At 40.5% G+C, this 26,034-nt stretch carries 27 protein-coding genes and 1 tRNA gene; 6 read left to right on the plus strand and 22 right to left on the minus strand.

Features of this window, described 5'->3' with window-relative positions; genetic code table 11:
* Positions 1 to 99 precede the first annotated feature (99 nt).
* The 8 genes from fabG to INP94_RS01170 all read right to left on the minus strand — a co-directional run bounded on the left by fabG (position 100) and on the right by INP94_RS01170 (position 7,545).
* On the minus strand, positions 100 to 828 hold the full coding sequence (gene fabG / locus INP94_RS01135; protein ID WP_005695317.1) for a 3-oxoacyl-ACP reductase FabG: 729 nt from the start codon (positions 826 to 828) through the stop codon (positions 100 to 102).
* Between the two features lie 13 nt (positions 829 to 841).
* Positions 842 to 1,780, minus strand: a complete 939-nt coding sequence (fabD, locus tag INP94_RS01140) for an ACP S-malonyltransferase (RefSeq protein WP_049372755.1) — start codon at positions 1,778 to 1,780, stop codon at positions 842 to 844.
* 92 nt (positions 1,781 to 1,872) lie between these two features.
* The gene (locus INP94_RS01145) at positions 1,873 to 2,823 is read right to left on the minus strand and encodes a beta-ketoacyl-ACP synthase III (RefSeq protein ID WP_197544251.1); all 951 of its coding nucleotides are present in this window, start codon (positions 2,821 to 2,823) and stop codon (positions 1,873 to 1,875) included.
* An 18-nt stretch (positions 2,824 to 2,841) separates the two neighbouring features.
* Positions 2,842 to 3,861 (minus strand): phosphate acyltransferase PlsX, encoded by a 1,020-nt coding sequence (gene plsX / locus INP94_RS01150; RefSeq protein WP_197543764.1) that lies wholly within the window; start codon positions 3,859 to 3,861, stop codon positions 2,842 to 2,844.
* 21 nt (positions 3,862 to 3,882) lie between these two features.
* Positions 3,883 to 4,053 (minus strand): 50S ribosomal protein L32, encoded by a 171-nt coding sequence (gene rpmF, locus INP94_RS01155; RefSeq protein ID WP_005544470.1) that lies wholly within the window; start codon positions 4,051 to 4,053, stop codon positions 3,883 to 3,885.
* Between the two features lie 22 nt (positions 4,054 to 4,075).
* On the minus strand, positions 4,076 to 4,600 hold the full coding sequence (yceD, locus tag INP94_RS01160; protein ID WP_197543765.1) for a 23S rRNA accumulation protein YceD: 525 nt from the start codon (positions 4,598 to 4,600) through the stop codon (positions 4,076 to 4,078).
* Positions 4,601 to 4,733: 133 nt separating this feature from the next.
* Positions 4,734 to 6,578, minus strand: a complete 1,845-nt coding sequence (locus INP94_RS01165; RefSeq protein ID WP_111327740.1) for an ABC transporter ATP-binding protein — start codon at positions 6,576 to 6,578, stop codon at positions 4,734 to 4,736.
* A 76-nt stretch (positions 6,579 to 6,654) separates the two neighbouring features.
* Positions 6,655 to 7,545: a cupin domain-containing protein gene (locus tag INP94_RS01170; protein ID WP_197543766.1), complete on the minus strand. Its 891-nt coding sequence runs from the start codon at positions 7,543 to 7,545 to the stop codon at positions 6,655 to 6,657.
* 102 nt (positions 7,546 to 7,647) lie between these two features.
* Between INP94_RS01170 and INP94_RS01175 the strand changes: the two genes are divergently transcribed.
* Positions 7,648 to 7,992 (plus strand): carboxymuconolactone decarboxylase family protein, encoded by a 345-nt coding sequence (locus tag INP94_RS01175; RefSeq protein ID WP_005698020.1) that lies wholly within the window; start codon positions 7,648 to 7,650, stop codon positions 7,990 to 7,992.
* Between the two features lie 70 nt (positions 7,993 to 8,062).
* Here the strand turns inward: INP94_RS01175 and INP94_RS01180 are convergent, their stop codons facing one another.
* Both INP94_RS01180 and INP94_RS01185 read right to left on the minus strand, forming a co-directional pair.
* Positions 8,063 to 9,118 carry a glycosyltransferase family 9 protein gene (locus INP94_RS01180; protein WP_197543767.1) on the minus strand — a complete coding sequence of 352 codons (1,056 nt, stop codon included), beginning with the start codon at positions 9,116 to 9,118 and terminating at the stop codon, positions 8,063 to 8,065.
* Between the two features lie 101 nt (positions 9,119 to 9,219).
* Positions 9,220 to 9,528 carry a toxin-antitoxin system YwqK family antitoxin gene (locus tag INP94_RS01185; protein WP_014064182.1) on the minus strand — a complete coding sequence of 103 codons (309 nt, stop codon included), beginning with the start codon at positions 9,526 to 9,528 and terminating at the stop codon, positions 9,220 to 9,222.
* Between the two features lie 299 nt (positions 9,529 to 9,827).
* Between INP94_RS01185 and INP94_RS01190 the strand changes: the two genes are divergently transcribed.
* Positions 9,828 to 10,553: a 3-deoxy-D-manno-octulosonic acid kinase gene (locus INP94_RS01190; protein WP_197543768.1), complete on the plus strand. Its 726-nt coding sequence runs from the start codon at positions 9,828 to 9,830 to the stop codon at positions 10,551 to 10,553.
* Between the two features lie 44 nt (positions 10,554 to 10,597).
* Here the strand turns inward: INP94_RS01190 and INP94_RS01195 are convergent, their stop codons facing one another.
* The 12 genes from INP94_RS01195 to glyQ form a co-directional block, all read right to left on the minus strand.
* Positions 10,598 to 12,427, minus strand: coding sequence for a monovalent cation:proton antiporter-2 (CPA2) family protein (locus INP94_RS01195; RefSeq protein WP_049364814.1), 1,830 nt, complete (start codon positions 12,425 to 12,427; stop codon positions 10,598 to 10,600).
* A 59-nt stretch (positions 12,428 to 12,486) separates the two neighbouring features.
* Positions 12,487 to 12,563 (minus strand) — tRNA-Ile (locus tag INP94_RS01200).
* 101 nt (positions 12,564 to 12,664) lie between these two features.
* On the minus strand, positions 12,665 to 13,822 hold the full coding sequence (locus INP94_RS01205) for an SP_1767 family glycosyltransferase (protein WP_232087407.1): 1,158 nt from the start codon (positions 13,820 to 13,822) through the stop codon (positions 12,665 to 12,667).
* A 114-nt stretch (positions 13,823 to 13,936) separates the two neighbouring features.
* Entirely contained in the window at positions 13,937 to 14,110 is a 174-nt protein-coding gene (locus tag INP94_RS10770) for a hypothetical protein (protein WP_232087408.1), read from the minus strand.
* 50 nt (positions 14,111 to 14,160) lie between these two features.
* On the minus strand, positions 14,161 to 16,227 hold the full coding sequence (gene glyS, locus INP94_RS01210; protein ID WP_197543769.1) for a glycine--tRNA ligase subunit beta: 2,067 nt from the start codon (positions 16,225 to 16,227) through the stop codon (positions 14,161 to 14,163).
* A gap of 458 nt (positions 16,228 to 16,685) precedes the next feature.
* Positions 16,686 to 17,051 carry an endonuclease domain-containing protein gene (locus INP94_RS01215; protein ID WP_197543770.1) on the minus strand — a complete coding sequence of 122 codons (366 nt, stop codon included), beginning with the start codon at positions 17,049 to 17,051 and terminating at the stop codon, positions 16,686 to 16,688.
* Between the two features lie 5 nt (positions 17,052 to 17,056).
* Positions 17,057 to 18,322 (minus strand): histidine-type phosphatase, encoded by a 1,266-nt coding sequence (locus INP94_RS01220; protein ID WP_197543771.1) that lies wholly within the window; start codon positions 18,320 to 18,322, stop codon positions 17,057 to 17,059.
* Between the two features lie 40 nt (positions 18,323 to 18,362).
* On the minus strand, positions 18,363 to 18,809 hold the full coding sequence (locus INP94_RS01225) for a hypothetical protein (RefSeq protein ID WP_111327748.1): 447 nt from the start codon (positions 18,807 to 18,809) through the stop codon (positions 18,363 to 18,365).
* The gene (locus INP94_RS01230; protein WP_197543772.1) at positions 18,809 to 19,192 is read right to left on the minus strand and encodes a hypothetical protein; all 384 of its coding nucleotides are present in this window, start codon (positions 19,190 to 19,192) and stop codon (positions 18,809 to 18,811) included. Before INP94_RS01230 ends, INP94_RS01225 begins: the two co-directional genes overlap by 1 nt.
* 1 nt (position 19,193) lies before the next feature.
* Complete coding sequence (locus INP94_RS01235) at positions 19,194 to 19,451, minus strand: hypothetical protein (RefSeq protein ID WP_014064189.1); 258 nt, start codon at positions 19,449 to 19,451, stop codon at positions 19,194 to 19,196.
* The gene (locus INP94_RS01240; RefSeq protein ID WP_197544252.1) at positions 19,451 to 20,101 is read right to left on the minus strand and encodes an FABP family protein; all 651 of its coding nucleotides are present in this window, start codon (positions 20,099 to 20,101) and stop codon (positions 19,451 to 19,453) included. The genes INP94_RS01235 and INP94_RS01240 overlap by 1 nt, the downstream gene beginning before the upstream one ends.
* A gap of 53 nt (positions 20,102 to 20,154) precedes the next feature.
* Entirely contained in the window at positions 20,155 to 21,063 is a 909-nt protein-coding gene (gene glyQ, locus INP94_RS01245; protein WP_005695296.1) for a glycine--tRNA ligase subunit alpha, read from the minus strand.
* A gap of 227 nt (positions 21,064 to 21,290) precedes the next feature.
* Here glyQ and INP94_RS01250 point away from each other — a divergent pair, with 227 nt between their 5' ends.
* From INP94_RS01250 to INP94_RS01265, 4 genes are all read left to right on the plus strand, one after another.
* Positions 21,291 to 23,213, plus strand: a complete 1,923-nt coding sequence (locus INP94_RS01250; protein WP_197543773.1) for a TonB-dependent receptor plug domain-containing protein — start codon at positions 21,291 to 21,293, stop codon at positions 23,211 to 23,213.
* A gap of 73 nt (positions 23,214 to 23,286) precedes the next feature.
* On the plus strand, positions 23,287 to 24,072 hold the full coding sequence (locus INP94_RS01255; RefSeq protein ID WP_197543774.1) for a substrate-binding domain-containing protein: 786 nt from the start codon (positions 23,287 to 23,289) through the stop codon (positions 24,070 to 24,072).
* A 228-nt stretch (positions 24,073 to 24,300) separates the two neighbouring features.
* A complete protein-coding gene (locus INP94_RS01260; protein WP_197543775.1) occupies positions 24,301 to 25,278 on the plus strand; it encodes a FecCD family ABC transporter permease in 978 nt (325 codons plus the stop codon).
* Complete coding sequence (locus INP94_RS01265) at positions 25,271 to 26,002, plus strand: ABC transporter ATP-binding protein (RefSeq protein WP_197543776.1); 732 nt, start codon at positions 25,271 to 25,273, stop codon at positions 26,000 to 26,002. Before INP94_RS01260 ends, INP94_RS01265 begins: the two co-directional genes overlap by 8 nt.
* The last annotated feature ends 32 nt before the right edge of the window (positions 26,003 to 26,034 follow it).

Genomic DNA, 26,034 nt, shown 5'->3' on the forward strand with positions numbered 1-26,034 from the left:
TACAGAGAAAAAGTTACATTGCGATTGGGATTTTATCATTAACTAAACTGCTTTGCTATATTTTATAGACAAAATCCCAGATATATATGCCCTAAAGGGTTAGCTCATATATAAGCCGCCATTCACATGTAATGTGGTACCGGTAATATAAGCTGCATCATCAGAAGCTAAAAACGCTACCGCTTTTGCAATATCTTTTGGTTCACCTAAACGACCTGCAGGGACATTACCTAGAATACCTGCTTTTTGTTCTTCAGTAAGCACTTCTGTCATATCCGTTGCGATAAAGCCGGGTGCTACCACGTTTACGGTAATGCCACGTGATGCCACTTCTTTCGCTAAACCTTTAGAGAAACCAATCAAGCCTGCTTTTGCTGCACAGTAGTTAGATTGACCAGGGTTACCCATTGAACCTACAACTGAACCGATTGTAATGATACGACCGAAACGTTTTTTCATCATGGAGCGTAACATTGCTTTAGAAAGATGGAATACAGAAGTTAAGTTAGTTTGCATAATATCGAACCATTCTTCATCTTTCATACGCATTAATAAGTTATCGCGTGTGATACCTGCGTTATTCACAAGAATATCAATATCACCAAATTGCTCTTTAATTTGTTCTAATACGGCATCAATACTTTCTTTGTCTGCCACATTTAATACTAAACCTTTACCTTTATCACCAAGGTAAGCAGAAATGGTATCAGCACCTTTTTCAGAGGTTGCAGTACCAATTACAAATGCACCTTTTGATGCTAATTCTTCTGCAATTGCGCGGCCAATACCACGTGTTGCACCTGTTACTAATGCGATTTTATTTTGCATTCTTAATCCTCTTTTATGCTAATAATGCTTCAACAGCATCTAATGATGCCACATCATTTACTGATGTTGCTTGTAATTCTGCCACGATACGTTTTGTTAAACCGTTTAATACTTTACCTGGGCCGATTTCAACTAAAACTTCTACGCCATCTTGCGCCATTTTCTCAACAGTTTCAGTCCAACGAACTGGGCTATATAATTGACGAATAAGTGCGGTACGAATTTCTGCACTTTCTGTTTCCGCTTTGACATCTACGTTGTTTAATACTGGTGTTGCTGGCGCATTAAGCGTAATACCTTCAAGTGTTACAGCTAATTGATCCGCAGCAGGTTTCATTAATGCGCAATGTGAAGGAACACTTACCGCTAATGGTAAAGCACGTTTTGCACCCGCCTCTTTACATAAAGCAGCCGCACGTTCTACTGCTTCTTTCGCTCCAGCAATGACTACTTGACCTGGTGAGTTAAAGTTTACAGCAGACACCACTTCACCTTGCTCGGCTTGTTTACATGCATTGATAATCGCTTCATTGTCTAAACCAATAATCGCATACATTGCACCAGTACCTTCTGGTACCGCTTGCTGCATTAATTTACCACGTAATTCCACTAATTTAATCGCATCTTTAAAATCAATGACACCTGCACAAACTAATGCTGAATATTCACCTAAACTGTGGCCCGCCATCACGCTTGGTTGTAATTGTGGGTATTTTTCTTGCCATACACGGAAGATCGCAACGGATGCCGCTAATAATGCCGGCTGAGTTTGCCAAGTTTTATTTAATTCTTCTGCTGGCCCTTGTTGAACCAAGTTCCATAAATCATAGCCAAGCGCTTCAGATGCTTGTTTAAAAGTCTCAGTGACTACCGGATATTCGTTAGCAAGATCAGCTAACATGCCAACAGCTTGAGAACCTTGTCCTGGAAAAACCATTGCGAATTTTTTCATGTTTTCTTCCTATTTCTTCATCGTTTAAATGTTGAAAGTGCGGTCAAATTTAACCGCACTTTTAAAATTCTGTCGGGATTCTAACAAAATAATTAGAATCGCACCAATGCTGAACCCCAAGTCCAACCACCGCCAAAAGCTTCGAGTAAAAGCAATTGACCGCGTTGAATTCGGCCATCTCGCACCGCTTCATCTAAAGCTGTTGGTACAGTCGCCGCACTGGTATTTGCTGTACGATCAAGCGTTACCACTACTTGCGACATATCCATCTCTAATTTTTTCGCTGTCGCAGTGATAATACGTAAATTTGCTTGATGTGGCACAAGCCAATCAATATCTGTTTTTTGGAGATTATTAGCAGAAAGGGTTTCTTCCACCACATTAGAAAGCTCACGTACCGCTAATTTAAAGGTTTCATTACCTTGCATTTCAATATAGCCAGATTTCTCCACGCCACGCTCAGCTTGTGGAAGTTGTAATGCTGCATTGTTATCTGGCGATGCATGTAAATGCGTTGAAATAATGCCTTCTTCCTCTGATGCCTCTAAGATCACCGCACCGGCACCATCACCAAACAACACAACAGTGCTACGATCGGTTTCATCTAATTTACGCGAGTTAAGATCTGCACCAATCACAAGGGCTTTTTTCACGCTACCTGAACGAATAAATTTATCCGCTACACCTAAAGCATAAACAAAACCGGTACAAGCCGCTGCTAAATCAAAAGAAATCGCGTCTTCAATACCTAATAAACCTTGAACTTGGCAAGCTGAACTTGGATAAGCGTGAGAACCACTGGTTGTCGCAACGATGATCAATTCAATTTCTTGAGGATCAAGATTAGCCATTTCAAGTGCTTTTTTGGCGGCTTCACATCCCATTGTTGCAACAGTCTCATCTGCTGCAGCAATACGACGTTCACGAATCCCTGAACGTGTCACGATCCATTCATCTGAAGTATCAACCATTTTTTCCAAATCCGCATTGGTACGAATGTGGCTCGGCAAATAGCTACCGGTGGATAAAATTCTACTATTCATCATATCAAAACTTATTAATTAATAACGTTGTAAACCCGCCAAGATTTTTTGTGGAATTTGCAAACGTGCTTGCAAAGCTGCATCCGCAATTGCACGAGCAAATGCATCCACATTTGCGCTGCCATGGCTTTTCACCACAACAGCCGTTAATCCGAGTAAAGATGCCCCATTATATTCATCTGGGTTAATGCGTTTCAAGCGATGATAAGCATCCTTAAAGAAAAAACGCATAATAAATTTGGCAAATGATTTAAAAATAGGCTGTTTTTCTTTTCCTTTCAGAAGAGATAACAGATTCTTAGCTGCCCCTTCAAGGGTTTTTAATGCAATATTTCCCGAAAACCCATCACTCACAACCACATCAGCCACGCCATTTAATAAAAAGTTACCTTCAATAAAGCCGGTATAATTAAGTGCGGTCGATTTTTCTAATAAATTCGCAGCTTCACGAATAGATTGATGTCCTTTAATTTCTTCCACGCCGATATTGAGTAAGGCAATGCGTGGATAAACTAAGTTCAATCGGTTTTCGGCAAAGATCGAGCCCATGATGGCAAATTCATAAAGATTTTGAGCAGAACATTCTACGTTTGCGCCTAAATCTAACATCACGGTTTTATCGCCCGTCATCGACGGTAATAAGGATACCAACGCTGGGCGTTGAATTCCCTCTAAAGGCTGTAAGAGAACCTTTGACAATCCCATCAATGCCCCTGTATTTCCTGCGCTGACACAACCTTGCGCTTCTCCTTTCTGAACCATTTCAATAGCTAAACGCATCGAGGTGCCTTTGCTATGACGCAATGCATGAGAAATACCTTGATTGTTATCAATAGTCTTCGTGCAATGATGAATTTGAATACGTTCTAAAAGGGAAGAAGGGGCATTTTCCAGTAAGGGGGAAATTTGTTGGCTATCGCCAAACAGCACTAAAGAGAGCATTGGATCTGCTTCCAACGCTGAAAGAGATGCGGGGATAGTAATACGGGGACCAATGTCCCCGCCCATCACATCTAACGCTAAGGTTAGACGGTTCAAGTGAATACCTTATAAGTAAAATTACTTATTGATCACTTTGCGACCACGATAGTAACCATCAGCAGTTACGTGGTGGCGTAAGTGAGTTTCACCGCTTGCTTTATCCACTGATACTGCAGCAGTAGTTAATGCATCGTGTGAACGACGCATATCACGACGTGAACGAGATTTTTTGTTTTGTTGAACAGCCATTGGCTATACTCCTAAATTTAATTTACTTTTGCTTTAAATTAGCTAATACAGCGAACGGGTTCGGTTTTTTTGCCAATTCTTCAGGCAATTCGCCAAAAACCTGTTCGTGCGCGGACACTTCACAGTGTTCAGATGAATGCATTGGGACAAGCGGTAGAGCTAAAATAAGTTCGTCTTCCACTGCACCAAGTAAATCTATTTCACCAAACTCATTAAATTCGATTGGCTCATAAATTTCCGGCAAGTCATCAGCCTGATCCCAATTAGCCACTGGACTATAAGTAAATTTACATTCCAATGTTTGTTTGAATGGCTCGCCACAACGTTGACACTCTAATTCAACATCAACTTGTACTCGCCCTTTCATCACCACTAATTTTTGTGGATCAATATAAAACGATAATGTTACCTGTGCATCGCTGAGCACTTTCCCCGTAGATTCAGCTAAACGCACTAACTGACTAGCGGTATAATAACCATCATAATCAATTCTTTGTTGAGCGTCTTTAACCGGATCAACGGTTAGGGGTAGTTTTACCTTTTGCATAGGGTGCGAATATTACCTGTTGTCAATAAAATAGTCAAAGGAAATTCGCACTAATTATGAGAAAAGTTCAATCGCTATCTAAACTTTCTCTAGATTTATGCCTTTGCAAAGTGCGGTCATTTTTTCCTGCGTTTTACTCGGCATGCTCACTCAAGAAGCCACCACTTTGATGTTTCCAAAGGCGAGCATAAAGGCCATTTTGTTCAAGCAATTCTGCATGAGTCCCTTGCTCGACAATTTGTCCTTTATCTAACACAATTAAACGATCCATTGCTGCAATAGTAGATAAACGGTGAGCTATCGCAATAACCGTTTTATTTTCCATCATTTTGTCGAGACTTTCTTGGATCGCCACCTCTACTTCTGAATCTAGCGCACTGGTCGCTTCATCCAAGAGTAAAATTGGCGCATCTTTTAACATGACACGCGCAATCGCAATACGCTGGCGTTGTCCACCCGAGAGTTTCACCCCACGTTCACCGACATGAGCATCATAGCCTTTTCTACCCTGTGCATCGCTTAAATAAGGGATGAAATCTGCCGCTTCGGCACGTTTAGCCGCATTGATCATTTCTTCATCTGTCGCTGTTGGGCGACCATAAATGATGTTATCGCGAACAGAACGGTGCAAAAGCGAGGTATCTTGTGTTACAAGACCAATCTGACTACGAAGGCTTTCTTGGCTTACATCTAAAATATTTTGACCATCAATAGTAATTGAGCCTTCTTGTGCCTCGTAGAAACGTAAAAGTAAATTCACAATGGTTGATTTGCCCGCACCAGAACGCCCAATTAAGCCCACTTTTTCACCTGGTTTAATGGTGAGATTAAAATGGTTAAGCAACGGCTTATTCGGATCATAAGCAAACGAAATATCGTTAAATTTGATTTCGCCTTGTTTCACTTCTAATGGAACACAATTTGGCTTATCAACAATGGTATGCGGTTTGGTTAGCGTTGCCATACCATCATTCACCGTCCCGATGTTTTCAAATAAGCGAGCAGATTCCCACATAATCCAGCGAGAAAGGCCATTTACACGTAACGCCATCGCGGTTGCAGTCGCCACGGCTCCCACGCCCACTTGGCCGTTTTGCCATAACACCACACCTAAGATTGCAGTGCTTAACGTTAAGAAGATATTGGTTGCATAAGTTAAGGTATCTAATGAACTTGCCAAACGCATTTGTGCATGCACGGTGACCATAAATTCTTCCATGGAACGTTTTGCATAATTGGCTTCTCTCGCATCATGTGAAAATAGTTTTACCGTTGCAATATTTGAGTAAGCATCCGTAATACGTCCTGTCATGAGAGATCGAGCATCGGCTTGTCGTTGAGCCGTTTTCGCTAAGCGTGGAATAAGCAAACGTAAAATAGTCACAAAGGCCACAATCCATAAGAAAAACGGCACTAAAAACCAGGTATCTAAAGCCGCAAGCACCAAACCTGAAGTAATAAAATACACGGCAACATACACCAACATATCCGCAATGGTCATCACCGTATCACGCACCGCAAGAGCAGTTTGCATTACTTTCGCCGATACACGACCTGCAAATTCATCTTGGTAGAAACTTAAGCTTTGCCCTAGCATCAAACGGTGGAAATTCCAACGCAAACGCATTGGAAACACCCCTTGTAACGTTTGTAAGCGTACATTCACACCCACAAATGACCATACAATACTGAAAATGAGCAAGGCGGCCATACCTGCGAGCAAATGCCCTTTCTCTTGCCAAAGCGTGGTTGGCGTATAAGCACCCAGCCAATCCACCAACAATCCCATAAATTGGAAAAGTAAGGCTTCCATTACACCAGTACCGACCGTCAATACCGCGAGTAAAAAGATCCAGCCCTTCATGCCATCAATGCTTGACCAAATAAAACGGAACAAGCCTTTTTCAGGCGTCGTTGGATTGCTTTCCGGATAAGGATTTAAACGGTTTTCAAACCATGAAAATATTTTATTAAACATAACAATACCTTAAAAAATTAAAGGCGACAGGGCCGCCTAAAGTGCGGTCATTATAGCGTAAGTTTTGAATGATGGGCTAGGTTTTACGAAATTGACTCGGTGAAAGCCCATAAATTGCTTTAAATGCCTTACTAAAATGCGCTTCTGATTGATACCCTACTTCAAGGGCGATTGCTAAAATGGTCTTCTGCGTATTTTTTAATAAAACGGCTGCCATTTCTAACCGCACTTGTGTGAGAAATTTTCCTGGTGGCATCCCGAGTTGCTGTTGAAAGATCCGCATAAAGGTCGCACGAGACATGGAAGCCAACTCTGCTAATTGCTCAATATTCCAATCTAATTGAGGTGAAAACAGGATCTTTTCAAGGGCTTGATTCAATCTCTTATCCTGCAACGCAGCTAATAAGCCTTGATTGAGCAAACCTATTTGCTGAGCATGACGCAAAATATAAATAAACAACACGTTTGATAATGCATCAATCACCGATTTTGTGCCTTGCTCTGGTTTCTCAGCTTCTTGTAAAAAAAGTGAAACTAAAGGCTGCACAGGGGTATTTTGTAGCGAAAGATGCAAATAATCTGGTAACGAATCAATTAATAATGACGGTTTTTGGTAATAAAATGTCCCACAAAACATCTTCAGATCGGGCGTACCTGCCCCTATTTGATGAACATGAAAAAGTGCATTTGATTGCGCTCTCTGTAGACTATTCTCTCTTTTTTGTTGAGAACTGCCCAAAAAGTGCGGTCGATTTTGAGGGAGAAAAAAGAGATCACCTTTCTTCAAATGAAACTGTTTTCCCGCCAAGGTTACCCAGCACTCACCTTGCTCGATTAAATGAAATAAACCTTGATATTCCGCCGCATCTGGCTGATGTTCAACTTGCCAATCCCCTTGAAACAAACAGCGAATATTAATCTCCCCGCGCACTTGCGCCAGTTGTGTTAATTTATCTAAATAATCCATCGTGAGATTTTCCGTCTAAAAGTTAAGACAATTTGACAAGTATCATACGCTAATCTGCTTATAATTCCTCGCGAAATTTAAACTTAATTCAAGGAGAAAACTATGTTTGCAGATTGGAAAAATGATGTAGCACACGTTAAAAAATCATTCGGTGCATTAGGTAAAAAATACCCTAAAATGTTACAAGCTTATGGCGCATTAGGTGCGGCGGCGGCAGAAGGTAACGTATTAGATGCCAAAACCCGTGAATTAATTGCATTAGCAGTTGCAGTAACAACACGTTGTGAAAGCTGCATTGGCGTGCATGCTGATGAAGCAGTGAAAGCAGGTGCAACTGAAGAAGAAGTGGCAGCAGCATTAGCGATGTCTATCGCATTAAATGCAGGTGCAGCTTACACTTACTCTCTTCGTGCATTAGAAGCTTACAACGCACAAAAAGGCGAATAATTCGCAAGGAACTTTATGATTCTTTTAGCCCTCATTTGAGGGCTTTTTTATCTCTAAAATTGACCGCACTTTAAAATAAATTCAAGGCTCTCATCTGAGCCACCACTTGCTCTACCTGAATTTCAGCCATTAAATTTTTGCCTTTTAATTTAGTCGCCCAAGGCAGTTCGCTTGAAGGTTTTCCTTGTTCTTTTTGCACATTTTTTTCATATACCGACACCACATTATCCAGATTATGATAAGGTGCAGTGCGCAATGGGTTGTGATAAGCATACAATCCAATTACTGGTGTACCTTGCGTGGTGGCGATATGAGCTGGACCAGAATCGGGCGAGAGCACTAAATTTGATTGATGAATTAATGCAGCAAGTTGTTTCAAACTGGTTTTTCCTGAAGCATCAACCGGCTGAAAATTACAAAGTGCGGTTATTTTTTTCACCATGTCTAATTCGCGTTTTGCCGGCGAGCTGCAAAAAATTACATTCACATTATGTTGATGAGCAATATTTGCCACTTCCGCATAACGCTCCACCAACCAATCTTTCTCGGCTTTACTGGAGCAAGGAGAAATAATCAGATTTTTACGTGTAGGATCAATAAACTGTTTGGCATATTCTCGATCTGAATCAGAAATTGCCAATTGCCAAGAAAGCATCTCTGCCGGTGGTACACCAAGATAATCGGCAAAAGCCATGAAGCCGTCTAGCACATGAGGCGTTTCCGGATCTTGAACTCGACGGTTTACAAATAACCACTGCCCTTCTCGAGAACGTTTTTTGCCAAACCCAATTTTATATTTCGCTTGAATACCAAGAGAGATAATCGAAGCACGAAATGCCGTCTGCATATTCAAAAGCGCATCAAATTGATTGTTTTTCAAAAACATCCATAAATTCCACACGCCTTTCCAACCGCTCTTTTTATCATAAGGGACAAGTTCCACGCCTTCAATGCCAGAAAGCAAGCCCATTTCTGTTTTCCCCACAATCCACGTTAATTTGGTTTGCGGCCAATACCGTTGAATATGCTGCACCACAGCAAGTGCATGACAAACATCACCCACCGCAGACAAACGCAAAATACAAAGTGATTTAGGAGGTGAAGTAAAAAGTGGAGAATGGGACATTTGAATTCCTCGCGCATTTAATTTCCGTCTATTAACCCAAAATAATTTAATGAAAACAAAGGGCGAATTTATTTAATTCGCCCTTTTATTTATCTAGATTGCTACTTTTTAGGACCTAATCCTTCCGCAACAATATGCCCTTTCACATAGTGCTTAGTAAAGATAACGTTACCATCTTTATCAAAATATTTCCACATTCCTTGCTCTACGCCATTTTTTAATTCGCCTTGCGAGATAAGTGTTCCTGATTCATCATAATATTTAGTCGTTTTGACGCCATTTATTTCAACCACCTCCGATTTTATATTACCGTTAGGATGAAAAGTCTGATTCTCTATTGTTGAACGAATATACGCCGTAGCAGAACCAATACAAAAAAGCGCTAAAACAGTAAATAGAGGTTTTTTCATAGCTAATTTCCTCATATTAAATAGAGAGTCATCAAAATAATTTCTGGAAAAAGTGTAACCTAACAAAATAAATATGTAAAACAGTGCTTTTCACTTCTATTCATTTTATAACATAAAATCACACTGCAAGGGGTAAAATTCTGCAAAAATTTTACGAATTAACAAAATACAGATATCTCACTACTTATGTGATCTGCTTCACAACTTTGACATAAAATAAGATGAAAAGCTTGTAATGCTAGAAAATCAGCGTATTTAAAGTAGAATGAGGGCATTTTCTATTATTCGGTTCAACTAAAATGCTTGAATTCCAACAAGATAATCAATTCTTTCTTTTTAATCTCACGGAAAAACCAACTGAACCCGCTTCATTTTTTGAATCGGCTTTTTGGGAAAAACAACAACGTATTACCGGTTCAGCCAAAGGACGTGGCACAACCTACTTCCTGAACACAAAAGATCTGTTTGGGGTAAATACTGCCCTTCGTCACTATTATCGAGGCGGTTTATGGGGAAAATTCAACAAAGATCGCTATCGTTTTCAATCATTGAGTGAAACTCGCAGCTTGGCGGAATTTCAGCTGTTAAATCAACTCCATCAAGCAGGTGTAGCCGTACCCAAACCGATTGCTGCACGTGTTAAAAAAGGCAAATTAGGTATTTGTTACCAAGCAGATATCTTGATTGAAAAGATCGAAAATGCCCAAGATCTGACCGCACTTTTACAAATTCAACAACTATCGAATGACATCTGGCAAGCCATTGGTAAATTAATTCGTCAGTTGCATGATTTGCAAATTTGCCATACGGATCTCAATGCTCATAATATTCTCGTTCAACAACTCGAAACTGAACAAAAATGTTGGCTCATTGATTTCGATAAGTGCGGTCAAAAATCAGGAGATTCTTGGAAACAAGGCAACTTGGAAAGATTACACCGCTCTTTTGTCAAAGAAGTCGGCAGAATGAATATTCAATTCAGTGAAGAAAATTGGGCTGAATTGTTGAAAGGTTACAATCACTAAAACTAGCAAAAAACAAACCGCACTTTTGTGCGGTTTGTTGCATTTTAAGCTTCAGGCTCTTCTAATTCTTCATACTTAGGTTCAGTACTTAAAATAATCTCTTGAATATGCTCTGCCATTTTTTGATCACATTCACGAGCAATATCAACCATCGCCGGATTTTTAAATATGCCTTTGTCAGGATCATAAACTTGCGACATTAAGGCCACTTCATGGCGATCTGCATCAAAATAATATTGACTGACTGCTTTTGCCATTTTAGGCGCCATGCCTAAATTGATAAGTGCTCGTTTTCCTGCTCGGACTGCTGAATCAAAGGTTTCACGAATCACATCGTCAGCCCCTGCTTGATATAGCGCAAAGGTATCAAAACGGTCAAATGCTCGTGCAATAATTTTTATGCGAGGATTAATTTCTCGAGCAAAATGGACGATTTGATTTGCTTGTGCCGGGTTATTGATCGCGACGACAAGCAAATCAGCCTTTTCCAATCCTGCTGCAATTAAAAATTCTGGACGAGAAGCATCACCAAAATAGGATTTTATTCCATAATCATTAAAGCCTTTAATCATGGTAGGATCTAAATCAACGACAGTAGTATCGTAACCACTTAACCGCAGTAAATCATTCACAATTTGGCCAAAACGCCCCATCCCCAGAATTAAGATTGGATGCTGTTCATCAATTTCATCCGGCTGAATATCATCTGTCTTCGGTTTAGGCATCAGTTTTTCATAAAGAATTAATATAATCGGCGTAAACACCATCGAAAGCACAACAATCGCGGTCATATTCGCATTTACGGTTTGATCTATCACGCCTTCTGATGTAGCAGCTGCAAATAAGACAAATGCAAACTCCCCACCTTGAGCCATTAAAAATGCTCGTTCCAATGCGGTTTTATGTGAGCTTTTTGCTACGCGAGCAACTAGGTAAATACAGAGACCTTTTGTGAGCATAAGAGAAATCACGCCCAATAAAATCAATGACCAGTTTTCGATAACCACATCGAGATTTAATGACATTCCCACACCAAGGAAGAAAAGACCAAGTAGCAAGCCGCGGAAAGGCTCGATATCGGCTTCAAGTTGGTGACGGAAAGACGACTCGGATAGCATGACACCTGCAACAAAAGCGCCCATTGCCATCGAAAGCCCAGCTTCTTCCATTAATAACCCAGAACCTAACACAACAAAGAGTGCAGCAGCAGTCATCACTTCACGTGCTTTCGAGTTAGCGAGAATTTTGAAGACTGGATTCAGAATAAAACGCCCAATGAAAACTAGCGCACCTAATGCTACCATCGCAATAAGCGCAGACTGCCACCAAATGATTTGTGATTCACGTTCAAAAGGTGATAAAAATGTAATGATCGCTAATAAAGGTACAATCAGCAAGTCTTCAAATAATAGAATTGAAACTATTTTTTGTCCCGGTTTTGTTGAAAGTGCTTTACGTTCCCCAAGTACCTGCATCACGATTGCTGTCGATGTCAAAACAAAACCCGATGAACAAACAAAAGCGACTTCCCAAGACAAACCAAATTGAGTCGCAACAACGGTCATCAGTACCGCAGAAATGACAACCTGCAAGCTACCTAATCCAAAAATCTGACGACGCAAACTCCAAAGATGAGAAGGCTTCATTTCAAGCCCAATCACGAATAAAAACATCACGACGCCAAATTCAGCAAGATGAATAATCGCTTGTGGATCATGAATAATATGTAATCCAAAAGGCCCAATAACTAATCCTGCCGCTAAATAACCTAATACCGAACCTAATCCGATGCGTTTAAATAACGGCACGGCAACAACTGCAGCACCCAATAGTGCCACAACCCGGATGAGATCACCCGCTCCTTCCGCAGCCATAGTTAACTCCTCAAATATTTTAAATATAAAAAAAGATCGCCTAATGCGATCTCAATAAATGGTCCCCCCTACCGGACTTGAACCAGTGACCAAGCGATTATGAGTCGCCTGCTCTAACCGACTGAGCTAAGGGGGGAAAGTGCGGTTGATTATAGAGAAATAATCATTTGAAGTCTATATACAAAAGGATGGTCGTTGGAAAATTGACCATCCTTTTTTAGTCTGACTATTCTATTTTTAAATCCGACAGATTATTTGCTGCTCATAAATGGCATCATTCTCTAGCTTAATTCCCTCTTCATTAAAATCAGCAGTATGTTTGTGAGTAAATCTGACTTTTTCTGTCGCGCCCATTTTAAACCATTCATATTCCGAATCAATATGACCAATATCAATGGCTCGATAACCTAATTCGGATAAATTATAGGCTAACACTTTTGCCGTTGGTCCAAGCATAAGCAATATTAGACGATTTTCTGCATGCTGAATGATTGCTTGCTGAATTTGTTCAATGTAAGAATATGCATCTCTGGCAGGGCAAATAATTCGCTTAATGGAATGAGCATTATCAAATAAATCATTTCCCACTCCCGAACGCGAAGTCACTCCTTCAACAATCAATAAATCTTTATCTTGCCAAAGCTGTTTTAATTTCTCGAACCAACGAGCAGACTGGCTTTTATCTTGCCAATCGATATAAGGGCGAGAGAGGAAAGTATTCCCATATTCACTCGCAGTACATACATTCTCATAATAAAGGGAATGATTGTTTAAATGAATTCGCCAATAACTCTGCGTCGAATCAATATAAGGGGAAAGCGAATCAAACATCGGTGGTAAACAAATCAAGCGATTTTCATTGCTTTCCATGCGTAAAATATTTTCCAATTCTGCTGCCAATTTTGGATCATAATCTTGGTAAACAATCCAATTCCCTTTAATCAGGATAAATTCACCATCTCCAAAACGAATCACTGAGCAAGGGTTTTGCAACATAAAATCCAAAGTTTCATCTACGGATTTCACCTTTATTTGACGTGGTAAAACTTTATGATTTGCCTGAGCAATTAGAGGTAACGTTTGGATAAGATTATCTATATCACAAAAATCACCTAATCGATGAGCCAACCAATAAGGCTTCTCACTCGCTAATTTATTTAGCATTTGCTTAATGAAAGCCTTACGAATCAAATACATCTGACAATGTGCAAGATTGTAATGTTCTATCCGTCGGAAAAGTGCCGAATTAAGTCGCCCTTCTCCCTGATAAATTTTATCATCCCAAAATTCATGCTGACGGGAACATTCTAGTAATGCAAGCTGATATTGAGAGCCTGCTAGATAACCATTCACATATTCTTGCAATGTACTAAAGTAATTTGGCGATAGCTGCAAATCTGCTTCCGCGACAATAGCAAATTCATTATCAGCAATCGTTTCATCTGCCGCTATTTTCCGCCAACATTCAATATGTGAAAGTGTATTAGCGATTTCATCTACCGTGATTTCTCAATGTAAAATCACTTTAGCTTTTGACAAATTAAATACCGTTTCACCACCAAGCTGAGAAACTAACTCAGATGAAACAGAAACAACAGCCGTGTAATCACAACCATCTGCTTGGGCCAAGAAATGAGCAAGTTCAGTTTTCTGACTTGGCAGATAAATCACAAATCCTTTCATAGATTCTATTCACTTGATAATAAAAAGCCCCATAAAGGGGCTATTTGAGATTATTGCAATACCGAAATATCTGCTACTTGTAAGAACAAGCCTTGTAACGTGTTTAAAATTGCTAAGCGGTTTTGGCGTAATGCTGGATCTTCAGCATTTACCATTACGTTATCAAAGAAACTGTCCACTGGCGCGCGTAAGTTCGCTAATTTATCTAATACTGCTGTGTAATCGCCTTTTGCGATAAGCGGTTGTACTTCAGTGCGTAATGCAAGTACTGCTTCAGCAAGGGCTTTTTCTGCTGGCTCTACGCAAGCGGTCAAATTAATCTCGCCAATTGCGGCATCCGCTTTCGCTAAGATATTGCTTACACGTTTGTTTGCTGCCGCTAAGGCTTCCGCTGAATCTAAAGTACGGAAGTGTGAAACCGCACGAACGCGCGCATCAAAATCAGCAGGACGAGTTGGACGACGTGCCAATACCGATTGAATCACATCCACCGCAATGCCTTCATCTTGATACCATGCACGGAAACGACCGAGCATGAAGTCCACCACATCGGCAACCACGTTTGAATTAGTGAGTTTATCACCGAAAAGTGCGGCTGATTTTTTCACTAAATCTTCTAAATCAAGCGGTAAGTTTTTCTCAACAATAATACGCAACGCCCCTAATGCTGCACGACGTAATGCAAATGGGTCTGCGCTGCCTTTTGGTGCTTGGCCGATACCGAAAATACCCGTTAAAGTGTCAAATTTATCGGCTAAAGCCACCGCACTTGCTACTAAAGATTTCGGTAATTCATCACCCGCAAAGCGTGGCATATATTGTTCATTTAATGCGACTGCGACTTCTTCATCTTCACCATCGTGACGAGCATAGTGCATACCCATTACACCTTGCGTATCGGTAAATTCGAATACCATATTGGTCATTAAGTCACATTTTGACAGTAACCCCGCACGTTTTGCTTTCGCTTCGTCTGCACCAATTTGTTTTGCAATTTCGCCTGCAAGTTGTTCGATACGATCAGTTTTGTCTTTCAATGTACCGAGTTGTTGTTGGAACAATACGGTTTCTAAGCGTGGTAAACGATCAACCAGTTTTTGTTTTAAGTCGGTTTTGAAGAAGAATTCCGCATCGGTTAAACGTGGGCGAACCACTTTTTCGTTACCTTCGATAATTGCTGTTGGATCTTCTGGGTTGATGTTCGAGACAAAAATAAAGTGCGGTAATAATTTGCCCTCTTTGTCATAAATCGGGAAATACTTTTGGTCGCCTTTCATAGTGTAAACCAAGGCTTCCGCAGGCACCGCTAAGAAACGCTCTTCAAATTTTGCCGCTAAAACGTTTGGATATTCCACCAATGAGGTCACTTCTTCAAGCAAGCTTTCTTCAATATCAGCCACACCGCCAAGTGCGGTCGCTTTTGCTTGAGATTTTGCCAAAATTTCTGCTTTACGCTCATTGAAGTCCGCTACCACAGAACCTTTTTCACGTAATAATTGCGGATATTGGTCTGCATGTTGAATTTCAAATTCTTTCTCGCCTAAGAAACGGTGGCCGCGAATGGTGCGCGCACTTGTCACACCTAAAATTTCGCCTTCGATTAACTCATCACCTAACAACATGGTCACAGTGTGTACCGGACGAATAAATTGCACAGTTTTGTCTGCCCAACGCATTGGTTTTGGAATTGGCAATTTCGCCAACGCATTTGCCACAATGTCATTAAGCAAGTTTTTGGTCGGTTGACCTTCAATTTTTGCACGATGAACGAGCCATTCGCCTTTATCAGTGGCAATGCGCTCTGCTTGTTCCACAGTAATACCACAACCACGCGCCCAGCCTTCTGCCGCTTTAGTTGGTTTACCTTCAGCGTCAAAAGCTGCAGACACTGCTGGTCCACGTTTTTCAATTTCTTTGCTTGGCTGTTGTGTCGCTAAGTTCAACACTTTCACCGCCAAACGACGCGGCGCCGCAAACCATTCGATTTTGTCGAATGATAAGCCCGCTAGGTTTAATTCCGCTTCAACGTTATCCGCAAAAGAGGTCGCTAATGTTTTGAGAGCTTTTGGTGGCAGCTCTTCAGTGCCGATTTCTACTAGGAAGTTTTGGGTTGTCATTTTGTTTCTCTTATTTAAAAATTCTGTAGGTTTAAATTCTTATTTTCTTCGTTATCACTTTTGCCAAATCTCCCCTACCCCTCTTTGCTAAAGAGGGGATTGGATCTTTGGAGAGTTAAATATTTATGTTCTACTTTAACGTTTTTTGAAAGTAGATAATTTAATCTCTATTGAAATTAAAAATGTAAATAAGCCAGTTACAATCAATTTACTAAAGAATTTCCCCTCTTTAGCAAAGAGGGGTAGGGGAGATTTACTCGCTTCGCTCGCACTTCGTGCCGTTGCTAAAGCAACGTTCAAACGCTTGCGTTTGTGGCAGAAGTTAATCTAACCTAATACTCAATAAACCCTCATATTCTAAAATATAAATAGCCCGTTACTGTCAATTCACTCAAGAACGCCCCCTCTTTAGCAAAGAGGGGTAGGGGAGATTTGGCAGAGCGACTTAACGCTCATACTCAATCAGCCCTTACATTCTCTAAAAACAAATAAATCTGCTCTACTACACTTTCAATTTCACACATGACTTCATCATTGCTAAATCGCATCACCGTAAAACCAAGTGAATTTAATTCTGCATCTCGCAATGCGTCTTTTTCCTGATAATCAGGTTCATAGTGCTGACTACCATCTAATTCGATAATCAACTTTGCTTTCGCACAATAAAAATCAACGATATAACTTAAAAGTGGCTTTTGTCGATTAAATCGAAATCCTAATAATTGATCTCGATTGATGCGTTGCCATAATTTTCTTTCCGCATCCGTTTGATCCGCTCGCAGTTTTTGCGAATTCTCTTTTAAGTATTTTTCATAGGGTTGCATGAACGCTACTTCTTACCGTTTTCAATACCCTCACTCAACACCTGTTGAAAACGCTCGTAATCACAAAAACCATGTTCATCTTTTTCACAGCCTTTGAGGGTTAATGCTGTTTGGTTTGGTGGTGTCGCTAAACTTAATGGCGTGATATTAATCAGCTGTTCAGTGGTTTGATAAACATAATCCAACTTAAATTTGAGTTTGCCACTGGGTTTGTGTTTCCACACTTCAAATAGCAACTTGCCTCCGATTGGGATATTTTCTAATGAATCATCCAACTCATAAGGCTCAACACCTAATGCCGCAAGCAGAGCGACGATATTAGAATCGTGTCCAACCAATAAGTTAATTTTGTTTTCACTATTTAACTGTTGCTGAATAAATGCCAATAACGGGTATGATGCATTTTGTGCCAACGCCTCGTTATTTTTAAATAATGTGCGGTAATATTCGTTTTTTATTTCGTTAATTGCACGCCATTTTTCTTGGCTATCCACGCGGCCGTTTGCGATTTCTGAATCAGGCTTACCCACATAATGCGCAAGCAATAACGCACTAACAATTTTCTTTCCGGTGCTGATAGAACCCGTAATTTTGACCGACTTACCGTCTTTAATACTGTATTCACCGACTTTTCCACCTAAATCACACTCGCCTTTTTGCAAGCAGTTTGGTGAGTTTTTATAATCGATAATTTCACTCAATAGCGCATAATTTGGCGCTAATTTTTGCTGTAAAGCGGTTAAATCAACGTTATTTTTTGCAGATTCAATCAAGGCTTGACTTGGATTATGCGCTTGTGTGTTAAAAATGGGATCTTTTTCTGAACCAATTTTACCGTGATGTTGCAGTTGAACATTACAGCCCGCAAATGCGCCAGAAACAATTGCCTGACCTGTTGCAATGGTGCGTTGTACACCATTCGCATAAGCGAAAATACCTTCACCCGATGCACAACGTTCAGTTGTTAATAACCCTTTATCTGCAAGCCATTGACCTAAATATTGGCCAAAATAGGTTTCTAATACCGTTCCTTTTGCCGTGAGATAACCTGATGGCACATCCCATTTTGCCCACGCATACGGTGAATATTTTGCCATCTCTTGTGGATCTTTTTCCACTGGCGAGCGTAATCCATGGCGGCTGAAAATTAAGACTTTCTCAAGCTCGTAATCTTCATTCTGTTTGTTTTGGCGATTTTCTGTTGCAAATACACCGCTTGCAAGCGTCAAACCAAGTAAAAGTGCGGTGAATTTTAGGGCTGTTTTTTTCATATTCGAGACTTAACCTAACTTTCTATTATGCCTTTAAGACCTAATCATTTAATGCTGAAATTGAGCTATAAAAATTCAAGGCATATTTGGCGCCATAAACTAACACCATAAATACCGCCACAATATTGACTACCGCAAAAAAGATTAGCTGTTTACTGTTGCTTTCGAGCCAGAGCATTCTAAATAATGCGAGCGTACCAATATTTTCATCAAGTTCGCTCTCTCCGCTTAGTGTTCTTAAGGTTTTCAGCATCTTGCGTACAAAAGCGACAGTATTTATTGCCATGACGCTGAGTGCAATAAATCCTGAAGCCAAACTTAAAAACAGTACGAGCACATTACTCCACGCCCAATGTGCCCAATTCAGCTCAGAATACATAAATAACGCGAGTGATAAAAACAACACAGCGGGTGTTAAATTTCGCAAAAACATTAAATAATCATCACCAATTCTAAATAAAAATTGCAAAAAACTGACTTTCTTCATTACTTACGAATTTTCCAACTTTTCTTGGTTTTCATTAAACGCACTTTGCCGTCTTTGGACACATAGCCGCCTTTGACCACCTCTAAAATCGTGTTTTCAGGTAAATCAGACGCAAACACTTCAACCTGTTGCTTGTCTTCCGAAAGAATGCCGTACACCGCTTGAGTTTTATTGGCAGGATCATCTAACTTAATATCCGCCACATCAAACACTTGCACGCAAGCTTTTTTCAAATAAGAGTAAGACTCTCCTAAATTTTGAAAGCAACCGTGAGCATCTGATTTCCCTTTGTCCAGACACAACATTTCACCTTGAGATTGTGCATGACTACAAGCGGTCAAAATCATCGCTGAAGTAGCAAAGGCTAAGGTTTTTTTCATCATTTTAGAAAATCTCTTTTAATTTGGATTCATCTAAAATAACACGATCATCATCTAACAATAATGCCGGAAAGCCCGCATAACCTTGCGCTTTGGCATCATCAAATGCGGCGTGACGATCACGCAAACGCAACCATTGTTTCAAGTTTGGAATGGAAGATAATACTTCCACAGCCTCATAATCCACGCCTAAGCGTTTTAACTCTGCAACAAATGGCTCTGTATCTGGGCAATCTGCCGCATAATAAAGAATAGGTTTCATTATTCATCCTCTTTTTCTGCTGCCGCAGTTGGATTCAATTTCGGTTCACCAATTTTAGTTAAGCGGTTACGATCGCGATGTTCAAATGGTGCATCATAATTCGGGATAATCATGGTTGTGATTTGATCGTATGACCAAGTGCCATCATCATGGAATTTCACCGTCATCTCAAAACTTTCTGTGGTAAATGAACGTTCTAAAAACGGATTCGAAATGATGCCGTTTGTTAATGAACCGCGTACCGCTTTTACCGTAAACTCTTTCGCATCCGCTGGTGCATTACCGACCGCAATAAACGTTTGGCCACGTGGAATGCTGCCTGTTAATAAAATATTACCCGTTTCAGGCTCCCATAACCAATAACCCACTTGGTCGTGGAAGGTTTCCACTTCGCCTGGTTGTACAATATGGGTGTGATAACGTAATCCATAATAGAGTTGCGGACCATTAGTTTGTGCATCCGTTGGATGGGCTTCGTAACGTTCGATATAAGGATCTTTTTCAGGTCCTTCCGCTTTCGGGTTGATATCCACACCACGCTTACCTTCCCAAACACCCGCTAATCTAGCCAATGGGCCTAAATTCGCGAGTGTATTAGGATCAGTTTCTGCTTCCGTGTAGATATCGTCTGGGTATTGAAAATCTTTCATCATTTTCTCCTTATATCGTTGGGTTGATGCTTAAAGTGCGGTCGTTTTTCGCCTTATTTTTTACAACCAGGGAAACCTAAGGCTTCACGGCTCGCATAGTACGCTTCAGCCACACCTTTGGTTAATGCACGAATGCGTAAAATATAGCGTTGACGCTCTGTGACTGAAATCGCTTTACGTGCATCTAATAAGTTAAAGCTGTGTGCTGCTTTTAAAATGCGTTCGTAAGCTGGTAATGGTAACGGGCGCTCTAATTCTAATAAGCTTTTTGCTTCTTTTTCGTATTGATCAAAGCAGTAGAATAAGAAATCGGTATCCGCATATTCAAAGTTGTAAGTTGATTGCTCCACTTCGTTTTGATGGAATACATCGCCGTAAGTGGTTTTGCCAAGTGGACCATCAGACCAAACTAAGTCATACACAGAATCTACGCCTTGAATGTACATGGCTAAACGCTCTAAACCGTAAGTTACTTCACCTGTTACCGGTTTACATTCTAAGCCACCTACTTGTTGGAAATAAGTAAATTGGGTGACTTCCATACCATTTAACCATACTTCCCAACCTAAACCCCAAGCACCTAAAGTTGGGTTTTCCCAGTTATCTTCCACGAAACGGATGTCGTTTTGTGTTGGATCAAAACCGAGCATTTCAAGGGAACCTAAATAGAGTTCTTGAATGTTATCTGGAGACGGTTTAATCACCACTTGGAATTGATAGTAATGTTGTAAACGGTTTGGGTTTTCGCCATAGCGACCATCGGTCGGACGACGTGAAGGTTGCACATAAGCAAATGCCATTGGCTCTGGGCCTAATGCGCGTAATGCAGTCATTGGGTGAGAAGTACCTGCGCCTACTTCCATATCAAAGGGTTGCACAACGGTACAGCCTTGATTTGCCCAATATTCTTGCAAGGCTAAAATCATGCCTTGGAATGTTTTTACGTTGAATTTTGTACTCATAATTTTTTTAATAACAATGTGATGAAAAATACAGGCATTATACTTGAAACTATAAGGCGGATAAAGGCGAAAAAGTGCGGTCAGAAAAATCCCTAAATTTTTTATTTCTCTTAAATTTCATTCATTTTGATGATGAGTTATTTTCATCGCCAGAAGTTTGCTTGCCAAGCCTCTAATGTGTAAACTGCTAGCGTTTTTATACGGACTTTTATCCTAGGGATTTTACAATGAAAAAAAATGTGATTACTTCAGCGATTTTATTAGCGATTCCAGCATTAGCGAGCGCTGAAGACGTGGCGAAATTGGATGTGATTAACGTCTATTCTGCCTCAGCCACACCAACTAGCCTTCATCAAACGGCTTCATCTGTTACCGTTTTAACCGAAAAAGATTTTGCACAGCGTGGTGAAACTTATGTCAGTGATGTGTTGAAAACTGTACCGAGTTTAGCTGTTAGCGCGTCGGGTGGTCGTGGTACATTAACTAATGTATTCTTACGTGGTGCAGATGCAAACCACACTGCCGTAATTATTGATGGCGTGAAAGTGAACCCTGTTTCTGGTTATGGCTTTGATTTCGGTGGCTTAGCATTAAGCAATATTGACCGTATTGAAGTATTACGCGGCGAGCAATCTGCCCTTTGGGGAAGTGACGCCATGGGTGGTGTGATTTATATCACCACAAAGAAAGGCTTAGAAAAAGGCAAAACCTTCAACGTCGATTACGATTTTGGCACAGGCTCTAATCGTACGGTAGATGGTTCATTAACCCTTTCAGGCACAAATAACCATTTCTATTATGCTTTACATGGTGACAGTCACCACACCAAAGGTATTTCAGCACTCAGCAAAAACCGCTTTAACTACACGGCCCAAGATGGCACAGCAGTCAGCACAGGCGGCTCAAGCGAACGCGATAAATTCCATCGTGATAACGCTTCTCTTCGTTTCGGCTATGACGATAACCAAAAAGGTTTCGACTTCTTAACCTCTCACAGCAGCCAAACGGCTCACTTTGATAACAGTGCAACAGATGAAAAAGGCCACTACACTCGCACACGTGACACCTTATTCAAACTAAGTGGTTTCTTAGGTAATGACGATCAATTGCTTAAACACAAAGTTGGAGTAAGCCATCTCAAAACTGATAGCGATACTGTTGGCTACACATCGGCTTACGATGCGAAAAAACTCAACGCAAACTATCAATTAGACGTCAATTTTGATCGTGAAGGCACTCTCACGCAAGGTTTAAGCTTTTTAACTGACTATCAAAAAACAGATTTCAACTCGTCTTATTTCAATAATGCAGGCAATAAAAAACTTGTTGAGAAAAGCTTAGCGGCAGAATATCGTTTATTGCACGATGCAGATCATAGTTTAAATATTAGTGGTCGTTACACTGACAGCTCTGAATACGAAAATTCATGGACGGGCCGTATCGCCGGCGCTTACCGTTTACACAATAATGTGAAAGCACACGCAAGTTTCGGTTCAGCGATTCAAAACCCGACGATCACTGAATATTACGGTTACAACGCACGCTATATCGGCAACCCAAATTTACAACCTGAGAAAAGTTTAGGTGGCGATGTTGGCTTCTTATTTGAAACTAATGACAACCGCCACAGCTTTGATGTGACTTATTTTGCTCGCAACGTGAAAAACGCGATTAGCAGTGAAGTAATCAACTTTACCACTTATGCAAGCCGTGCCGTAAACCTTGAAGGTAAGAGCAAAGTGAAAGGTGTTGAAGTGGCTTACAACGGTAAAATCACCGATGCATTAACCGCTTATGCGAACTACACCTACACGCAAACCCGAGACAGCAAAGGCGCTGAATTAGCACGTCGTCCAAAACATTTGGCTAACGCCGGCTTAGCATACCAAATCACTGAAAAATTGGGCGCAGATGTAAATGTCTCTTACACAGGCAAACGCATGGATACCTACTATTCACCAACCTACAGCACGCATAAAGTGAAATTGCCATCTTACACCTTGGCAAACTTAGGCGTGAACTATAAAGTAGCGGATAGCTTGACGATTTATGCGAACCTTAACAACGTATTCAATAAAAAATATGAAAACGTACTTGGCTATGGTCAAGAAGGACGTAATGTTTACGTTGGGTTAAAAGGATCGTTCTAATTATTACCCACTAATAAGGGCGTGCTTAGCACGCCTTTTTACATTCTTAATGGCGTAGCGTATCATTATCTATATGCAAAAAACTCGCTTAATTTTAACCGCACTTTTCCTTCCGTTTACCGCTCAGGCTTCGGAACAATTTGTCTCGCTTACGCTTTGCAGTGACAGACTGCTTATTGAACTGGCAGAGCCTTCTCAAATTGCTGCGCAGTCACCTTATTCAAAAAATCCGTTGATGATGTTAGACAAAATCAATATCGACAAACCTGTTCTAGAACCACAATTAACGGAGTTATTGCCCTATTTGGATAAAACAATTCTGATTAACGAAACCTTTTATCCACAATTAGTCGCTGAGCTGAAAAAACTTAGTGTGAAGATTATTCCCATTAACGACAGCCCACAAACGCCTGATGAATTGTTTGCACTGATTTTAGATTTAGGCAAACAACTGGGTAATGAGCAAAAGGCGGCAGATTTAGTAACAAAACTCAAATCGCAAAACTTTAACTTAAATCGACCGCTTACTGATACACTGATTTTGTCGGAAACAGGTGTGGTAGAGAGTTATTACCCACAATATCCTGTACTGTTAAATTTACTCGGATTAACGCCACTAAAAACACCACTTACCGCACAAAATTTCTCATTAGAAAAAGTGATTTTAACCCAACCGAATGTGCTCATTTCACTGACCGACAAACAAGGTTACAATGCACAAGCTGAATTACTGCACCACCCTATGTTGCAAGATTTTTTCAAAAATCAACCGCTTGTCAGCATCCCGATGAAATATACCTATTGCTTTGATCATGGCGTGTGGCAAGGGGCAGAGAAGATTTATCAGCAGTTAAAATAATGTAGCTGACAAATCTCCCCTAACCCCTCTTTGCTAAAGAGGGGGATTTCATTATTAAATTAACCCTAGATGGCATATTTATATGTCTTTATGTATAAATGATTAGAATAAAACATCAGAATTATAAATCCCGACACTATAATCCCCCTCTTTAGCAAAGAGGGGTTAGGGGAGATTTGACAAAATCAAATTAACAAATGATATTTGAATTACATAGGAAATTGATCATTGACCAAAACACTAAAATTAAATACTGCACTTTTCTTCGCGTTGCTGTTGATTAGCGGGTTTGCGATTTATCATCAGCTAGGCGATTTTGCCCATCTCAAAAATGCGGATGGCGTGCTCACCGATATGCGCTCAATTGTGCTGTGGGATATTCGTTTTCCACGCATTGGTTTAGCTTTATTGACTGGCGCTAGCCTAGCGATTGCCGGCAATGCGATGCAAGGTATTTTTCAAAATCCATTAGCGAGTCCGGGCTTACTTGGCAGTAGCTCTGGTGCTACGGCTGCTAGTGTATTTATCCTTTATTATTTTGCCGTGCCATTTTCACTGCTCTTAGCCGGTGGTGTGATTGGTGCGCTTTTAAGTTTTTTCATCGTGTATTTGATCGCCAAAAACTACGGTACCACGATGATGATTCTAAGCGGCTTAGCCGTCAATATGTTGCTTGGTTCAGCGATTGCATTATTGCTTTCCAACGCGGAAAGCCCATGGGCATTAGCTGAACTTTATCGTTGGCTACAAGGATCATTGATGTGGGCGAAATTAGATACCCTGCTTATTTCACTCCCTATTGTTCTGGTAGGGATTTTCTGCTTATACCACACTCGCCGATACTTAGATTTACTCACCTTTGGTGAAGAAACGGCGAGCACCATGGGCGTGGATCCGAAACGTAGTTTTTTCATCAATACCTTTGGTGTGGCTTTATTAGTGGGCGCAACCATCCCACAAACCGGCACCATCGGCTTTATCGGCTTAATCGCACCACACTTCGCCCGTATCTTACTGAAAGCTCGCCCATCACAGCTTTACCTTACCAGTGCGTTAATTGGGGCTTTACTGCTCTTATTGGCTGATTTGGCAATTTTATATATCCCACTGTTTTCCCATATTTACATCGGCACATTGACCGCACTTATCGGTGCCCCTTGCTTGATTTGGATGTTATTAACGCAACAGAGAAAAATCTATGATTAGAATTGAAAAAGTCACCCAATCCTATTGCTTAAATGACATCAACTGTACGCTTCCATCAGGTAAATTGATTGGCATTATGGGCGCCAATGGTGCGGGAAAATCTACCTTATTAAAAACCATTGCGGGTATCTTGCCCCTCAAACAAGGGGAGATTTGGTTCGATAATCAACCATTAAGCAAAATGAATGCTCCCGAAAAAAGCCAATACATTGCTTATCTTGCACAAAATACGCAAATTCATTGGGATTTATCCGTTTATGATGTGATTGCATTAGGTTTAGCTACGCCCTTATCAAAAGAAAAAGAGCGGTCAAAAATTCAAGCGTTTTCAGAAAAATTTGCGGTAACGCATTTACTCAATAAGCCATTTCAACAACTTTCTGGTGGCGAAAAAGCACGCGTACAACTCACTCGTTGCTGTATTAAAGAATCCCCTGTTTTATTGGTCGATGAGCCGATTGCACCACTCGACCCTTATTATCAAATTGATATGATGGAACAGCTTAAATCACTCACACCACAACACACATGCATCGTCGCAATTCATCACCTTTCATTGGCTTATCAATTTTGTGATGAAATTATTCTATTAGAACAAGGCAAATTGTTAGCTGTCGGTGAAACGAAAGCTGTATTAAATTCGGAAAATTTGGCGAAAGCCTTTCATATTCGGGCTGAAATTGATCCTCTGGAAAAGACTATCTCAAAAATTGAAAAGCAATAAAATAAAAGCACTTAGCGATTCACTAAGTGCTT

Source organism: Haemophilus parainfluenzae (assembly GCF_014931395.1).
Lineage (GTDB): Bacteria > Pseudomonadota > Gammaproteobacteria > Enterobacterales > Pasteurellaceae > Haemophilus_D.

Excerpts from the sequence above, each read along its gene's own strand:
- fabG (WP_005695317.1), bottom strand. The coding sequence starts at position 828 with ATGCAAAATAAAATCGCATTAGTAACAGGTGCAACACGTGGTATTGGC.
- fabD (WP_049372755.1), bottom strand. The coding sequence starts at position 1,780 with ATGAAAAAATTCGCAATGGTTTTTCCAGGACAAGGTTCTCAAGCTGTT.
- INP94_RS01145 (WP_197544251.1), bottom strand. The coding sequence starts at position 2,823 with ATGAATAGTAGAATTTTATCCACCGGTAGCTATTTGCCGAGCCACATT.
- rpmF (WP_005544470.1), bottom strand. The coding sequence starts at position 4,053 with ATGGCTGTTCAACAAAACAAAAAATCTCGTTCACGTCGTGATATGCGT.
- yceD (WP_197543765.1), bottom strand. The coding sequence starts at position 4,600 with ATGCAAAAGGTAAAACTACCCCTAACCGTTGATCCGGTTAAAGACGCT.
- INP94_RS01165 (WP_111327740.1), bottom strand. The coding sequence starts at position 6,578 with ATGTTTAATAAAATATTTTCATGGTTTGAAAACCGTTTAAATCCTTAT.
- INP94_RS01170 (WP_197543766.1), bottom strand. The coding sequence starts at position 7,545 with ATGGATTATTTAGATAAATTAACACAACTGGCGCAAGTGCGCGGGGAG.
- INP94_RS01175 (WP_005698020.1), top strand. The coding sequence starts at position 7,648 with ATGTTTGCAGATTGGAAAAATGATGTAGCACACGTTAAAAAATCATTC.
- INP94_RS01180 (WP_197543767.1), bottom strand. The coding sequence starts at position 9,118 with ATGTCCCATTCTCCACTTTTTACTTCACCTCCTAAATCACTTTGTATT.
- INP94_RS01185 (WP_014064182.1), bottom strand. The coding sequence starts at position 9,528 with ATGAAAAAACCTCTATTTACTGTTTTAGCGCTTTTTTGTATTGGTTCT.
- INP94_RS01190 (WP_197543768.1), top strand. The coding sequence starts at position 9,828 with ATGCTTGAATTCCAACAAGATAATCAATTCTTTCTTTTTAATCTCACG.
- INP94_RS01195 (WP_049364814.1), bottom strand. The coding sequence starts at position 12,427 with ATGGCTGCGGAAGGAGCGGGTGATCTCATCCGGGTTGTGGCACTATTG.
- INP94_RS10770 (WP_232087408.1), bottom strand. The coding sequence starts at position 14,110 with ATGAAAGGATTTGTGATTTATCTGCCAAGTCAGAAAACTGAACTTGCT.
- glyS (WP_197543769.1), bottom strand. The coding sequence starts at position 16,227 with ATGACAACCCAAAACTTCCTAGTAGAAATCGGCACTGAAGAGCTGCCA.
- INP94_RS01215 (WP_197543770.1), bottom strand. The coding sequence starts at position 17,051 with ATGCAACCCTATGAAAAATACTTAAAAGAGAATTCGCAAAAACTGCGA.
- INP94_RS01220 (WP_197543771.1), bottom strand. The coding sequence starts at position 18,322 with ATGAAAAAAACAGCCCTAAAATTCACCGCACTTTTACTTGGTTTGACG.
- INP94_RS01225 (WP_111327748.1), bottom strand. The coding sequence starts at position 18,809 with ATGAAGAAAGTCAGTTTTTTGCAATTTTTATTTAGAATTGGTGATGAT.
- INP94_RS01230 (WP_197543772.1), bottom strand. The coding sequence starts at position 19,192 with ATGATGAAAAAAACCTTAGCCTTTGCTACTTCAGCGATGATTTTGACC.
- INP94_RS01235 (WP_014064189.1), bottom strand. The coding sequence starts at position 19,451 with ATGAAACCTATTCTTTATTATGCGGCAGATTGCCCAGATACAGAGCCA.
- INP94_RS01240 (WP_197544252.1), bottom strand. The coding sequence starts at position 20,101 with ATGAAAGATTTTCAATACCCAGACGATATCTACACGGAAGCAGAAACT.
- glyQ (WP_005695296.1), bottom strand. The coding sequence starts at position 21,063 with ATGAGTACAAAATTCAACGTAAAAACATTCCAAGGCATGATTTTAGCC.
- INP94_RS01250 (WP_197543773.1), top strand. The coding sequence starts at position 21,291 with ATGAAAAAAAATGTGATTACTTCAGCGATTTTATTAGCGATTCCAGCA.
- INP94_RS01255 (WP_197543774.1), top strand. The coding sequence starts at position 23,287 with ATGCAAAAAACTCGCTTAATTTTAACCGCACTTTTCCTTCCGTTTACC.
- INP94_RS01265 (WP_197543776.1), top strand. The coding sequence starts at position 25,271 with ATGATTAGAATTGAAAAAGTCACCCAATCCTATTGCTTAAATGACATC.